A 14,411-nucleotide genomic window follows, 5' to 3' on the forward strand; every position below is an offset into this window, starting at 1 on the left:
CGCGGTGGCCCAGGTCGCCGCGCGGGACGTGGTGGCTCCGGTCGAGGCCGAGATCACCAGGTACAACGGGTTCCGGAAGGCTGTCACAGCAGCTCGCGGCCGGGGCTAGGACTGGACCCGGCTAAACCTGACCGGGCTAAGCGTTGAAGGCCGCAAGTACCTTCTGCAGGGTCCTTAGATTCCGGGTGGTGGTCGAGTTCTTAAACCGCGGCTTGGCGGTCAGCTTGCTCAGTGGAGACTCAAGGGTTCCACCACGCGGCGCCCACCAGGCGGCGGCCTCGGGACCCAGCACTGTCAGGCCCGGCTCAAGTCCTGCGCTCGCTTCCACGAGATCGGCGAGCGCAGTCGGATCCGAGCACAGGGTGAGATAGATGTGGTTAGCGGGGTCGTCGGCGGGAAAAGGACAGGCCTCCACCAACTCGCGCAGCCTGCCGGCCTCGATGATCACCACCCATGCGTCATACCCGAAGGTAACGCGCAGCAGCCTCTCAACCGACTCCTTGAGCTCATCAGCTGCCAGATCGGTGGTACAGGTGACGTTGCCTGACGCCAGGAGTGTTGTCACCCTGCTGACGTTGAGTGTCTCGACGGCGGCGCGCAGGTCAGCCATTTTGAGGATAATTCCGCCGACGTTGACCCCACGGAGGAAGATTGCATATTCAGTCATAGCCACACCCTCAGTCATGCCACACCAACAGCCATAGCCACACCCTATCGAGGTGCGGGCTTCGAGGCGATCAGTCGGCGGTTTTGCCGACGGCGTGGGTGAGCTGCTGGGCAGCGTTGAGGACCACTTGAGCGTGGATGCGTCCGGGCTGACGGGTCAGCCGCTCCATTGGTCCCGAGATGGACACCGCCGCGATCACCCGTCCCGATGGTCCCCTGACCGGCGCCGAAACCGAGGCAACCCCCGCCTCCCGTTCGCCGAGGCTCTGGGCCCAGCCCCGACGTCGTACTCCGGCCAGTACCGTCGGGGTGAACCGGGCTTCCTGTAATCCTTTGAGGAGGCGGTCGTGGTCTTCCCAGGCCAGCAGGCATTGGGCCGCGGAGCCAGCTTTCATGGAGAGCTGGGTGCCCACCGGGATGGTGTCGCGGAGACCGATCGGGCGTTCTGCCGACGCCACGCAAACACGCCACTCGCCCTGCCGACGGAACAGCTGCGCGCTCTCACCGGTCGCGTCCCGCAGGTGCAGCAGGACGGGGGACGCCGATGCAATCAGCCGGTCCTCACCGGCAGCGGCAGCCAGTTCAACCAGGCGGCTGCCGAGCACAAAGCGGCCCTGAATGTCGCGGCTGACCAGCCGGTGATGAACCAGGGCCTGGGCCAGGCGATGCACAGTGGGACGGGCCAGCCCGGTTGCCGCCACGAGCTGCGCCAGGGTGGTGGGACCCGCTTCGAGGGCGTCGAGCACGGTCGCCGCTTTGTCTATCACACCTACACCGCTAATATTGTCCATAGGATGATATTGCCGTCTCAGCATTTGAGATGCAACTGTCTGGGCAACTGTCTGGGATGTAACTTTTTTGGGATGCATCCGTCCGAGACGTCAGTAGAAGAGCTCCGAAGGGAAACCGGTCATGGGCAACACGCTCGCAGAGAAGGTCTGGGACGCACACGTTGTGCGCAAGGGCGAGGTGCAGGGTGCCGAATCCCAGCCGGACCTGCTCTATATCGATCTCCACCTGGTCCATGAAGTCACCTCTCCGCAGGCCTTCGAGGGGCTGCGGTTGGCGGGNCGGGTCGCCCGCTGCGCCGGCCGGACCTCACCATTGCCACCGAGGATCACAACACCCCCACCTGGGACATCGACAAGCCGATCGCTGACCTCACCAGCCGTACCCAGATCGACACCCTCCGCGCGAACTGCAAAGAGTTTGGGGTGCGCCTGCATTCACTGGGCGACGCCGAACAGGGCATCGTCCACATCATCGGCCCGCAGCTGGGCCTCACCCAGCCGGGCCTGACGGTGGTCTGCGGCGATTCGCACACCTCCACCCACGGGGCGTTTGGTGCCCTGGCGCTCGGCATCGGCACCTCAGAGGTGGAGCACGTGATGGCCACCCAGACCCTGTCGCTCAAGCCGTTCAAGACCATGGCCATCACGGTCGAGGGCACCCTGAAGCCCGGTGTGACCTCCAAGGACATCATCCTTGCGGTCATCGCCAAGATCGGCACCGGCGGCGGGCAGGGCTATGTGCTCGAATACCGTGGCTCTGCCATCCGTGCGCTGTCCATGGAAGCGCGGATGACCATCTGCAACATGTCCATCGAGGCAGGCGCACGTGCCGGCATGGTCGCCCCGGACGACACCACCTTTGAGTACCTGAAAGACAAGCCCCACGCACCGCAGGGCGAGGACTGGGATGCCGCCGTCGAGAACTGGAGGACGCTGCGTACCGACGACGACGCCGTGTTCGATGCCGAAGTGTTCCTCGACGCCGATGAGCTGGAGCCCTTCGTCACCTGGGGTACCAACCCCGGCCAGGGCGTCTCACTGTCGCAGGCCGTGCCGTCCCCTGACGATTTCGCCGACGAGAACGACAAGGCGGCCTGCGAACGTGCCCTCGAGTACATGGCACTGGACGCCGGCACCCCCATGAAGGACATCAGGGTGGACACCGTGTTCCTTGGCTCCTGCACCAACAGCCGGATCGAGGACCTGCGGATTGCCGCCGACATCATCCGCGGCCGGGTCAAGGACCCGAACATCCGCATGATGGTGGTTCCCGGGTCGGCCCGGGTTCGCCTCGATGCCGAGGCCGAGGGCCTGGACCAGGTGTTCAAGGACTTCGGCGCGGAATGGCGTTTCGCTGGCTGCTCAATGTGTCTGGGCATGAACCCGGACCAGCTGGCGCCGGGGGAGCGGTGCGCATCGACGTCGAACCGCAACTTCGAGGGCCGGCAGGGCAAGGGTGGCCGCACCCACTTGGTGTCCCCGGTAGTCGCCGCCGCCACCGCGGTCCGCGGCACCCTCAGCTCGCCGTCCGATCTCGAGCCATTGCCGCCCGCCACAACAGGCCAGCACGACGACGTCGTTGCCTCAGCCGCGAACGCCGCCTAGGAGCTTCCCATGGAAAAGATCATCACCCACACCGGAATCGGCGTGCCGCTGCGCCAGAGCAATATCGACACCGACCAGATCATCCCGGCGGTGTACCTGAAGCGCATCACGAGGACCGGGTTCGAGGACGCCCTGTTCGCCGAGTGGCGGAAGGACCCGAACTTCATCCTCAACCAGGCTCCGTTCAGCGCCGGTTCGGTCCTTGTCGCGGGGCCGGATTTCGGTACCGGCTCCTCTCGTGAACACGCGGTCTGGGCGCTGAAGGACTACGGGTTCAAGGCCGTGCTGGCGTCCCGGTTCGCCGACATTTTCCGCGGCAACTCTGGCAAACAGGGTCTGGTCGCGGCGCAGCTGGCCCAGGATGACATTGAGTTGATCTGGAAGGTCCTCGAGAATCATCCCGGCACCGAGGTCACCGTCAACCTGGAGGAACGCACCGTCAGCTGCGGCAGCGTGACGGCTCCGTTCCAGATCGATGATTACACCCGCTGGCGGTTGCTGGAGGGCCTCGACGACATCGGTCTGACGTTGACCCACGAGGAAACCATCACCAAATATGAGGCCTCCCGCCCGGCGTGGAAGCCCAAGACCCTCCCCGTGCGCACCTGAGCCACGCCCGACGGTGAGCAAGGTCATCGGCGGCGGTGCTTTCCTGCGGAACGGCGGGGAATGAATGGGGCAGATCGATAGTTTTCGACAGTAGCCCCGGGGAGTCTATTTCAGTCTTCCTAGACATGCTCCTATGCTTAGCGGGAGGCAATTGCTGCTTTGGGGGCAATCTCTGTTGTGTGCAAATCGAAGAAAATAGGTGTTCATGGGAAGCGTGCTGACCATTCGTGGTGGAGTCCCTCTGACCGGCAAGGTCTCCGTTCGTGGAGCCAAAAACCTGGTGCCCAAAGCGATGGTGGCGACCCTGCTGGGTAATGCTCCCTCGGTCCTGCGGAATGTCCCTGAGATCAAGGACGTCGAGGTTGTCACCAGCCTTTTGAAGCTCCACGGCGTTGAGGTCACCAAGGACCCCGTCACCGGTGACCTGAGCATGGACCCCAAGGGCGCGAAGATGGCCCAGTCCAAGGACATCGACGCCCACGCCGGCGACTCACGCATCCCCATCCTCTTCTGCGGCCCCCTGATGCACAGCATCGGGGAAGCCTTCATCCCCGACCTGGGCGGCTGCAAAATCGGCGACCGCCCGATCGACTACCACATGCAGGTGCTGCGCAACTTCGGCGCCGTCGTGGACAAGCGTCCCGGTGGCATCTCCATTTCGGCGCCCAAGGGTCTGCACGGCGCGAAGCTCGAACTGCCGTACCCGAGCGTCGGTGCCACCGAGCAGGTACTGCTGACCGCTACCCGGGCCGAGGGCATCACCGAACTCAAGGGTGCCGCCGTCGAACCCGAAATCATGGACCTGATCGCTGTCCTCCAGAAAATGGGCGCGATCATCACGGTGCAGACTGACCGCACCATTCGCATCGAGGGCGTCAGCGAGCTGAGTGGCTTCAACCACAAGGCCATTTCCGACCGCAACGAAACCGCATCCTGGGCATCAGCAGCGCTGGTCACCCAGGGTGACATCTATGTTGAGGGTGCGCGTCAGCTCGATCTGACCGCCTTTCTGAATACCTACCGAAAGATCGGTGGAGCGTTCGACGTCGACGACGACGGCATCCGTTTTTACCATCCCGGCGGAAAGCTGTCCCCGCTGGTCCTGGAAACCGATGTGCACCCCGGGTTCATGACCGACTGGCAGCAGCCGCTCGTCGTCGCCCTCACCCAGGCGGAGGGCGTGTCGATTGTTCACGAGACCGTCTACGAGAACCGTTTCGGCTTCACCGATGCGCTGATCCGGATGGGTGCCAACATCCAGGTACACCGCGAATGCCTGGGTAGCGTCCCGTGCCGGTTTGGGCAGCGGAACTTCCTCCACTCGGCGGTCATTTCCGGTCCGGCGCAGTTGCATGGCGCGGACATTGATATCCCCGACCTGCGCGGGGGCTTCAGCCACCTCATCGCCGCCCTCGCGGCGAAGGGCACGTCACGGGTGACCGGCATCGAGCTGATCAACCGCGGCTACGAACGTTTTCAGGACAAGCTTGAAGGCCTGGGAGCCGATTTCGATATCTCCTCAGATACTGCTGAATCAGATACTGCTGAATCGGAAGCTGCTGCGACCGACGCTCCTGTGACCGACGCCGCTGTGACCGACGCTGCTGTGGCATCGGTGGAGGGCGGCCGCTAGGCTCGCGGCACTCGTTTATGACTGAATCCAGAAGGTCCCGCGCCACGTTCGCCGTGCTCTCCGTCACCGTGCGTCCCATCATGAACACGTTGATGTCGAAGGAGTGGTCGGGTGCGGAGAAACTGCCGCGGGACACCGGGTTCATTGTGTGCCCCAACCACATCACCGAGATTGACCCGGTGGTGATCGGACATTTTCTGTTCAATCAGAAGGTGACACCGCATTTCCTTGCCAAGGCGTCGCTGTTCAAGGTGCCGGTCATGGGCTGGATCCTCCGTGCTACCGGGCAGGTGCCGGTGGATCGGACCACTGCCGGCGCCAACAGATCGCTTGAGGCCGCGCGTGAAGCAATCAGCTCCGGCGGTGGCATTGTGGTGTACCCGGAGGGCACCCTGACGCGGGATCCCGACATGTGGCCCATGAAGGGCCGGACCGGCGCCGCGCGGCTCGCATTGCAGACCGGCGCTCCGATTGTCCCGCTTGCCCACTGGGGAGCCCACGAGGTGTTTCCCCGGTACGCCAAACGCTTCTACCTCTTTCCCCGGAAGACCTCCCGGGTGGTGGTCGGGGACCCGGTCGACTTCTCCGACCTGATGGGCAAGCCCATCACCAAGACGGTGCTCGACACTGGAACCGAGCGGATTCTCGACGCGCTGACCGCGTTGGTCGCCGAATTGCGTCAGGAAGCACCGCCCACCGAACGCTGGAACCCGGCGGACAAACACCAGAAAAGCACCGGCAGGAATTTCGAGAGCAAGCCTGAGGAGAACTCGTGACCCGGACACCGCCAGCCGTCGTCGCCGTCCTGGGCGCCGGCAGTTGGGGGACCACCTTCGCGAAGATCCTGGCCGACGCCGGTGCCCCACACGGTACGCAGGTGCGCCTGTGGGCCCGCCGCGAGGACGTGGCCGAGGAGATCAACACCACCCGGCGCAACAGCAGGTATCTCGCCGACACGGTGCTGCCCGAGAACATCACCTGTTCCACCGACATTGCCGAGGTGCTCGACGGCGCTGAACTGGTCGCCGTCGCCGTTCCCGCCCAGTCGCTGAGGCCCCAGCTCCAGGCGTGGAAACACCTCCTGCGCGACGACGCGGTGGTGGTCTCGCTGATGAAGGGACTCGAGGTGGGCTCCGATGCCCGCATGAGCCAGGTCATTGCTGCCGAACTGGATATGCCAGCTGAGCGCATTGCCGTCGTTTCGGGGCCTAACCTGGCGCTGGAAATCGCGCGTCAGGAACCCACCGCATCGGTGGTGGCTTGTCCGGATGAGCAAGTGGCCGCGTGGATTGCCGCTGCCTGCACCGCCAGATACTTCAGGCCCTACACCAACCCCGATGTGGTTGGCGTGGAGATCGGCGGGATCGTCAAGAACGTGATTGCCCTCGCCGTCGGAATCTGCGAAGGCAAGCAGATGGGCGATAACACCAAGGCTTCAGTGATTACCCGTGGACTCGCGGAAACCACCAGGCTCGCTGTGGCTCTTGGTGGGGAAGCTGAGACGATGGCCGGCCTCGCCGGGATGGGCGACCTGATCGCCACCTGCTCCTCGCCGTTGTCCCGTAACCACACTGCCGGCCGGTTGCTGGGCCACGGACTGACCCTCGATGAGGTCACCGGGAAGATGAACCAGACGGCCGAGGGGATCAAATCGGCTCAGGCCGTCCTTGATCTTGCAGGCCAACTGGGAGTCGATATGCCCATCACCGAGAACGTGGTGGCGGTACTTCAGGGCACCGTCTCCGTCCATGACCTGGGGGCGCGTCTACTGTCCCGCGAACTGAAATCCGAAGGCTGACTGTGACTGTTGTTCCCCCTGAAACCGCCCGTCTTGATCCGACGCGACGGCCGCGGGTGCTCGTCCTCTTCGGTGGACGATCCAGTGAACACGCGGTCAGCTGCATCACCGCGGCCGGCGTGCTCGACGCGATCGACCGGGACAAGTACGAGATCATTCCGGTAGGGATCGCCAAGAACGGCCAGTGGGTTCAGGTGTCGGGTGACCCGTCCCAGTGGTCCCTTCGTTCGGCAACGCTTCCCGAGGTCCCCACCTCTGACGAGTCCCTGGTCCTGGCAGCGTCAGGGGCTGGCCAGAACCTTGCATCCACTGAGCTGATGGTGACCGCCGCCGAACAGATGCCGCGCAGCCTCGGCGGGATCGACGTCGTCGTGCCCCTGCTGCACGGCCCATTCGGTGAGGACGGCACGCTGCAGGGCCTGCTCGAAATGGCCGACATCCGCTATGTGGGCGCCGGGGTGCTGGCCTCTGCTGTGGGCATGGACAAGCACTACATGAAGGTGGTCTTCGCCGCCGCCGGCCTGACGGTGGGACCCTATGAGGTCATCACCGACCGCCAGTGGGCCAACGACCGTGACGGGTGCCTCGGGCGAGCGGCGGCCCTGGGGTTTCCCTCCTTCGTCAAGCCTGCCCGCGCCGGATCCTCGATGGGGATCACGCGGGTCGCTTCGGAATCTGATCTTGCCGCCGCCATCGAGGCTGCCCGGGAGTTCGATCCCAAGGTGCTCGTGGAGGCCGGCATCATCGGTCGGGAAATCGAGGTTGCTGTGCTGCAGGGTCGCGGCACCAACGAACCACGGACGTCGCTGCCCGGGGAAATCGCTGTCCAGCCGGGGGAGCACGACTGGTACGACTTCGAAGCCAAATACGTCGACGGCGCCGCCGCCGAACTGAGCTGCCCGGCCGACCTGCCGCCAGCCGCCAGCGAGCAGGTCCGGGCGCTTGCCGCCGCAGCGTTCGACGCCGTCGGTGCAGAGGGTTTGTCCCGAGTCGACTTCTTCTACACCCCGTCCGGCGCTCTGATCATCAACGAGATCAACACCATGCCGGGCTTCACGCCGATCAGCATGTATCCGCAGATGTGGGCCAAGTCCGGTCTCACCTATACGGAGCTGATCGACGAGCTGATCGAGTTGGCCCTGAGTCGCAAGACGGGCCTCCGTTAGGTCAGTGCAGCTCGCGCCGCCGTCGGTATGGTGAGCAACCCGGACAGGTCAGGTCAACCTAGACATCGGTGAGGGAATCTGGGCCTCCGATGTCCAGGTTTCCTCACCAAGGCCGAGGTGGGACCCAGGAACAGACCAGACCAGAACCTAGGCGGTGACGAGTACTGCGCCGGCGAGGGTGATGCCGCCAAGGAACACGGTCGAGATGCCGCCCAGCGCAAGGTTTTTCCCGCCGGTGCGTGCCAGGTGTGGGATGTCGATCCCGGTGCCGAGGCCAAACATCGCGGCGGCCAGCAGCAGGGTGGCCGTCAGGGAGGCGGCGTCCAGAACGGGCTCGGGGACCACCCCGGTGGAGCGCAGGAGCACCAGGGCCAGGAATCCGACCACGAACAACGGCACGATCGGTGCCACCCGCCCCGGAACTGACGGCTGGGCGCCCTCGGCCCGCCGGATACCGATGGAGACAAACGCAGCGACGGGAGCCAGCAGCACCACCCGGCCAAGTTTCACCACGGTCGCGACGGCGAGCGCCACAGCCCCCGCAGTGCTGGCGGTCGCCACCACCTGGGCCACCTCGTGGACGGCGAGCCCGGACCAGATACCAAACGTTTCAGGGGAGAGCCCCAGCAGGTTGCTGATGAGTGGCAGCCCCAGGATCACGGCCGACCCATACAGGGTGACCATGGCGATGGCGCTGGCCACTTCGTCGTCGTCGGCGTTCACAATGCTCTGCATGCCAGCGATCGCAGACGCGCCACAAATGGAGAACCCGGCCGCCATCAGGGTCGACGCGGCCCGGCTGAGTCCCAGCCGTTCACCGATGTACCGCGTGAACAGGAAGCTGATAAACACCGACGCAATGATCAGGGCGAGAACGGGGAACCCGAGGCTCAGGATCTCGGGAAGGGAGAGTTGCAGACCCAGAACGACGACGCCGAGCCGCAGAAACCGTTTGGTGGCCCGTTGAATGCCGGGCCGGATCCGCGGATGGAACAGCCCGGTGTTGCGGACCAGCAGGCCAAGGGCGAGGGCAACCACCAGGGCGCCGATGAAGCCCTGGAGGCTGGCAATGAAGAGGGAGAGGGCGACGGCGGCGGCCATGACCAATACTCCGGGGAGCAGGTTGATGACTGCCGCGGTGGCGGCCGAGCGCTGTGTGGTCACTGGTTCACTTTCAGGGCGCTCGGGTGAAAGGGCTGACAGGAAGAGCAAGGCCCATCCCGGCCGAAGCCGGGATGGGCAATCGCTACTTACAGCAGGTCGTACTCTTCAAGGAAGGCTGTGGCGACAGTCGCGCTGGACTCCTTGTCGACCTGAACCCGTGCGAGGTACTCGGTAAGGTTCTCGGTGGTGAGGGCAGCCGACACCGCATTGAGCGATTCAGTTACCGCATCGGTTACCTTGGCCTCGCGCACGATCGGCACGATGTTCTCCGACAGGAACAGGTTCTGGGTGTCCTCGAGGACCACCAGAGACTCGGTTTCAATCGTCGAGTCGGTGCTGAAGATGTTGGCTACATCAACTTCGCCGCTCAGCAGCGCTTCGCGGGTCAGCGGTCCACCGGCGTCCAGGGGACGGAACTCGGAGAACACGATGCCGTAGACCTCTTCAAGGCCGATCAGCCCCTGGTAGCGCTCGACAAATTCAGGACCGGCCGCGAGCGTCAGCTCACCAGCAATGTCGGTCAGGTCGTCCATCGTTTCCAGGCCGAACTCCTCGGCGGTCTCCGGGAGAACCGCAAGGGTGTCCTTGTCCTCAGCCTCGGACTGTTCCAGTGCGATGATGCCCTCGGGCAGCACCTCAACCATGGCGTCGTACACTTCTTCGGGGCCGGTCACGCCCTCGGGGGCGCCACCCTCCACGAGGGATGAGTACAGTGCGCCGTTGTACTCGGGGAGCAGGTCGATTGACCCGTCCTCGAGCGCCGCCAGGTACAGGTCGCGTGCGCCGATGTTGAAGCTACGCTCCACCTCGATGCCTTCGGCTTCCAGTACCTGCGCGTACATCTCGGCGAGGAGTTCGCTTTCGGGGAAGTTTGCTGAGCCAATTGCGATGGTCTCTGCGTCAACTGACTCTCCGCCGGCGTCGGACTCAAGCGGATCGCCGCCACAAGCGGACAGAGCGAGGGCCGCTGCTCCGAAGAGCGCAACGCTACTCATCAGTTTGGTTGAGCGTTTCTTAATCATGGGTCGTGCCTTTCGGTCAGGTTTTACAAGCTTATCCCGCAGGCGCTGGTGACGTCTCCGCGGGGGTGGTCACGGGTTTGTTGGAGGATCGGGTCAGTGCGCGCCCGGATACGCCGGGGGACACCATCAGCCGCTGCAGACCGGAAGCGATCAGGTCCAGGATGATGGCCAACAGGGCGACGACGACGGCGCCGGCAATCACCCGGTCGTACTGATTCAGTGCCAGACCGTCAACCAGCAGCCTGCCCAGTCCGCCGAGGCCAACATAGGAGGCGACGGTGGCGGTCGAGACTACCTGCAGGGTGGCGCTGCGCAGACCGCTGAGGATCAGCGGCAACGCCATCGGAATTTCGACACGGAACAGGATCTGGATGGGCCGCATGCCCATCCCCTTCGCGGCGTCCACCGACGCGGGGTTGATCGCCCGGAGCCCCGCGTAGGTTGATGTGAGGATGGGCGGAATGGCGAGGATCACCAGGGCAATCACCACCGGCAACAGCCCGAAACCGATCACCGTCACCAGCAGGATGATCAGGCCCAGGGTCGGCAGTGACCGGCCGGCGTTCCCCGCGTTGATCGCCACAAACGAGAACCTGCCGGTGTGGCCGATGTACAGCCCCACCGGGATGGCGATCAGTGCGGCAATGACGAGCGTCAGAACCGTGTAATAGAGGTGCTCGACGACGAGCGACGGGATGTTCCCGTTCATGGCTAGATCCCAGTGCTCGGGATCCAGCAGATATTCGAGGTAGTCCATCAGGCTCGTCCTCCCGCACGCACCCAGGGCGTGAATCGTCGTTGAACCAGCACAATGATGATGTCGCAGGTGGCCGCCAGCAGCACCGACAGGATGATTCCCACCCAGATCGGTGCCAGGTAATCGAGCTGCAGCCCGCGGAGGAACAGGGCACCCAGCCCGCCGACGCCGATGAGCGCACCAACGCTGACGATGCTCACGTTCGCAACCGTCGCAACCCGGAGTCCGGCCAGCATGACCGGCAGGGCGATCGGCAGTTCCACCCGCAGGAGGCGCTTGACCCGGCGGTAACCCATGGCGGTGGCGGCCTGGGTGATGGCCGGATCAACCGAGTTCAGGCCGTCGGCCACCACCCTGACCATGAGCGCAACACTGTAGACGGTGAGCGCGATGATGATGTTCAGGGGGGACAGGACGCCGGTACCGATAATCGGTGGCAACAGGAGAAACAGGGCCAGCGAAGGGATTGCGTAGAGAATGCTGCTGATGTTGACCAGCGGGTAGTAGAGCCTCTTGTAGCGGACCGCCAGATACCCCAGCGGCAGCGAGATGATGACCGCCAGGATGACGGGGATCAACGCCAGATACAGGTGCTCCTGGAAGGCGGTCCAGATGATCTCCCGGTTGCCGGAAATGTAGTCGATCATGCGGTGGTCCCCGCGCGCAGCCGACGTCGTTCATCCAGTTGGCGGACCAGGCTCGGGTGCCGGATGACGCCGTCGGCCACGCCCGATGCGTTGACCCGGACCGCGATGCCGACGGGAGAGCTGATCGCCAGGTCGGTCACCACCCGCAGGGAATCCTCGGCGGTGAAGGTGCCAGCGACCGAGAGGGGCGAGTTTTCGTCGGCGATTCCCGGGCCGGCCCAGCCGCGGGGGCGCCCGGCGTCGTCGAGGACCAGCACTTCATTGCCCACCCGTACCGAATCCACGGGGTCCAGCTCGAGCACCTCGGAGGAGTCGAAGGACAGGCTGCGGAAGCCGCGGTCCCGGCCCACGAAATCGGCCACGAAGTCGTTGGCTGGGTTTTCCAGCAGCTCCTGCGGGGCGGCGTACTGGGCAAGATGCCCGCCTTCCCTGAAGACGGCGACCATGTCACCGAGCTTGATGGCCTCGTCGATGTCGTGCGTCACGAACGCAATCGTTTTGCCCAGCTCGCCCTGCAGCCGCAGGAATTCGGTCTGCAGGCCGGCACGGACAATGGGGTCGACGGCGCTGAAGGGTTCGTCCATCAGCATCACGGGGGGATCGGCGGCCAGGGCGCGAGCAACTCCCACGCGCTGTTCCTGACCGCCCGAGAGCTGTACCGGGAATTTGTTGGCCATGCTCTCGGTGAGCCCCACCCGAAGCAGCAGCTCCATGGCAGTGGCCCGCGACTTTTTCTTGTCGGTGCCGATCAGATTGGGCACTGTCATGACATTTTCAATCACTGTGCGGTGCGGGAAGAGACCCGCATGCTGGATGACGTACCCGATGGATCGGCGCAGCAGGGCCGCGTCCTGCTGTGTGACGTCCTGACCATCGATCAGGATGCGGCCGCCGGTCGGCTCGATCATGCGGTTGATCATGCGCAGTGAGGTGGTTTTGCCACAGCCGGAGGGGCCAACGAAGACGGTGATCTTGCCGGTGGGCAATTCAAAGTTCAGGTTGTCGACGGCGAGGGTGCCATCCGGAAAAGTCTTGCTTACCTTGTCGAACGTAATCACGGTGGCTCTCCAGTTTCCTTGGCACCAGCCTCAATAGCAGGCAGTGAATAAGTTGATTCATAGTTTCAGCGAATGAATAGACAGTCACCCCGATATGTGAGAAGACTTACATATCGATAGCTAAAGGACGACGGTTCACCCATGACTTCCGAGGACAACATCGACCGGGTGGTGCTGGACGGCGCCTCGCTGACACTTGACGATCTTATTACTATTTCAACTGGTTCCTCCCGGGTAAAGGTTCCCGACGGCATTATCGACGGCCTGCAGCGGTCCCAGGAACAATTGGTTCAGGCCCGCGAATCGGGGCGTGTATATGGCGCCAATACCGGCGTCGGCGCAAATCGCGCCCTGAATGTGGAGCCGGGCCGGTCGCCGTCTGAGCGGCGGGCAGATCATGCGCGGCGCCTGTTGCTGAGCCACTGTGCGGGGGCTGGTCGGGTCGATGCGGAGACCACGGTTCGTGCCGCCATGGCCGTCCGGCTCAACCAGTTCCTCGCCGGCGGGTCCGGTATCAGTCCCGGTGTTGTGAAGGGGTTGCTGGAAGCCCTCGACAATGGATCGGTCGCCACCATTCACAGTCTGGGCGGCCTCGGCACCGGGGATCTGGCGGCCATGGCTGAGCTGGCACTGACCCTGAGTGGGGACCGGCCGTGGCGGCTGGGGGGAATCGCCCCGGTGCAGTTCGAGGACACCGACTCGCTGCCATTCATGAGCTCCAGCGCACTGACCCTCGCCACAGCGACGCAGGGTGCCGTTGCCATGGAGCAGCTGATGAAGAGTGCGCTGGTGGTGGCGTCGCTGACCATGCTGGCGCTGGAGGGCTCAGACGAACCGTATGCCGAGGCGGTTCACCGGGCGAGGGTGCACCCGCATCAGGTGGCGGTGGCGGCGGCGATGCGGCGCCTGACCGGGCCCGATACGCCGGCCGCGCCGGCCAGGCTGCAGGATCCTTTCGCCCTCAGAGCGTTGCCCCAGGTGCACGCCCCGGCGCTCGATGCCCTCCAGCGGTTGCGCTCCATCCTGGAAACCGAGCTGAACGGTGCGGCGGAGAACCCGCTGATGACCACCGACGGCCTGTTCCATCACGGCCAATTCCATCTGGCCATGCTGGCGGCGGCGCTGGACAGCACCCGAACGGCTGTCTACCCGGTGATTTCACTGTCCGCGGCCAGGCTGTCCCATCTGTTCCGACCGGAGCTGAGCAGTCTCCCGTCTTTCCTCTCGACGGGTCCCCGGGGAAGTTCTGGCCTCATGATTGCCGAGTACGTCGCCCAGGATGTGCTGTCGATCCTGCGTACCGCGGCGACGCCGGTGAACGGGCCGGGGATCAACGTCTCGCTGGGCCTTGAGGAGCACGCCGGTTTCGCCACGCAGGGCGCTCGCCTGCTGCGCCAGTTCGCTGCGGAGGCTCCCGTCGTCGTCGCGCTCGAAGCAGTTGCTGCGGTCAGGGCGCTGCGGATGGCACCCCAGCGGCTCGGGACCGCTCCGGCGC

General features: G+C 64.5%; 13 protein-coding genes and 1 pseudogene. 7 read left to right on the forward strand and 7 right to left on the reverse strand.

The features are described from left to right. Positions 1-136: 136 nt before the first annotated feature. Together K728_RS0105480 and K728_RS0105485 are read right to left on the reverse strand one after the other, a co-directional pair. Complete coding sequence (locus K728_RS0105480) at positions 137-667, reverse strand: DUF1697 domain-containing protein (protein WP_024476099.1); 531 nt, start codon at positions 665-667, stop codon at positions 137-139. 70 nt (positions 668-737) lie between these two features. Further along, a complete protein-coding gene (locus tag K728_RS0105485) occupies positions 738-1,457 on the reverse strand; it encodes an IclR family transcriptional regulator (protein WP_024476100.1) in 720 nt (239 codons plus the stop codon). Positions 1,458-1,578: 121 nt separating this feature from the next. On the opposite strand from K728_RS0105485, the pseudogene leuC reads away from it, so the two are divergent. From leuC to K728_RS0105515, 6 genes and pseudogenes are all read left to right on the forward strand, one after another. After that, positions 1,579-3,062 (forward strand): annotated as a pseudogene (gene leuC, locus K728_RS18490) (3-isopropylmalate dehydratase large subunit). Between the two features lie 9 nt (positions 3,063-3,071). Further along, positions 3,072-3,671, forward strand: a complete 600-nt coding sequence (leuD, locus tag K728_RS0105495; RefSeq protein WP_024476101.1) for a 3-isopropylmalate dehydratase small subunit — start codon at positions 3,072-3,074, stop codon at positions 3,669-3,671. 205 nt (positions 3,672-3,876) lie between these two features. Next, positions 3,877-5,304, forward strand: coding sequence for a UDP-N-acetylglucosamine 1-carboxyvinyltransferase (murA, locus tag K728_RS0105500; RefSeq protein ID WP_024476102.1), 1,428 nt, complete (start codon positions 3,877-3,879; stop codon positions 5,302-5,304). A gap of 17 nt (positions 5,305-5,321) precedes the next feature. Continuing rightward, positions 5,322-6,080: a lysophospholipid acyltransferase family protein gene (locus tag K728_RS0105505; RefSeq protein WP_019483018.1), complete on the forward strand. Its 759-nt coding sequence runs from the start codon at positions 5,322-5,324 to the stop codon at positions 6,078-6,080. Then, entirely contained in the window at positions 6,077-7,102 is a 1,026-nt protein-coding gene (locus K728_RS0105510; protein ID WP_024476103.1) for an NAD(P)H-dependent glycerol-3-phosphate dehydrogenase, read from the forward strand. The genes K728_RS0105505 and K728_RS0105510 overlap by 4 nt, the downstream gene beginning before the upstream one ends. Positions 7,103-7,104: 2 nt before the next feature. Beyond that, entirely contained in the window at positions 7,105-8,268 is a 1,164-nt protein-coding gene (locus tag K728_RS0105515) for a D-alanine--D-alanine ligase family protein (protein ID WP_035747283.1), read from the forward strand. A gap of 147 nt (positions 8,269-8,415) precedes the next feature. On the opposite strand, the gene K728_RS0105520 is transcribed toward K728_RS0105515, so the two are convergent. From K728_RS0105520 to K728_RS0105540, 5 genes are all read right to left on the reverse strand, one after another. Further along, complete coding sequence (locus K728_RS0105520) at positions 8,416-9,432, reverse strand: YeiH family protein (RefSeq protein ID WP_024476105.1); 1,017 nt, start codon at positions 9,430-9,432, stop codon at positions 8,416-8,418. A gap of 86 nt (positions 9,433-9,518) precedes the next feature. Continuing rightward, on the reverse strand, positions 9,519-10,454 hold the full coding sequence (locus K728_RS0105525; protein ID WP_084442827.1) for an ABC transporter substrate-binding protein: 936 nt from the start codon (positions 10,452-10,454) through the stop codon (positions 9,519-9,521). 31 nt (positions 10,455-10,485) lie between these two features. After that, positions 10,486-11,211 (reverse strand): ABC transporter permease, encoded by a 726-nt coding sequence (locus tag K728_RS0105530; RefSeq protein WP_019483013.1) that lies wholly within the window; start codon positions 11,209-11,211, stop codon positions 10,486-10,488. Next, positions 11,211-11,858, reverse strand: a complete 648-nt coding sequence (locus K728_RS0105535; RefSeq protein ID WP_024476107.1) for an ABC transporter permease — start codon at positions 11,856-11,858, stop codon at positions 11,211-11,213. The genes K728_RS0105530 and K728_RS0105535 overlap by 1 nt, the downstream gene beginning before the upstream one ends. Then, positions 11,855-12,916: an ABC transporter ATP-binding protein gene (locus K728_RS0105540; protein WP_024476108.1), complete on the reverse strand. Its 1,062-nt coding sequence runs from the start codon at positions 12,914-12,916 to the stop codon at positions 11,855-11,857. The genes K728_RS0105535 and K728_RS0105540 overlap by 4 nt, the downstream gene beginning before the upstream one ends. A gap of 141 nt (positions 12,917-13,057) precedes the next feature. Here K728_RS0105540 and K728_RS0105545 point away from each other — a divergent pair. Next, positions 13,058-14,411 (forward strand): aromatic amino acid lyase (locus K728_RS0105545; protein ID WP_035747285.1); only part of this gene is annotated, 1,354 nt, incomplete at its 3' end.

Origin of the sequence: Arthrobacter sp. CAL618 (genome assembly GCF_000468215.1) — a bacterium.
Classification (GTDB): Bacteria; Actinomycetota; Actinomycetes; order Actinomycetales; family Micrococcaceae; genus Arthrobacter_D.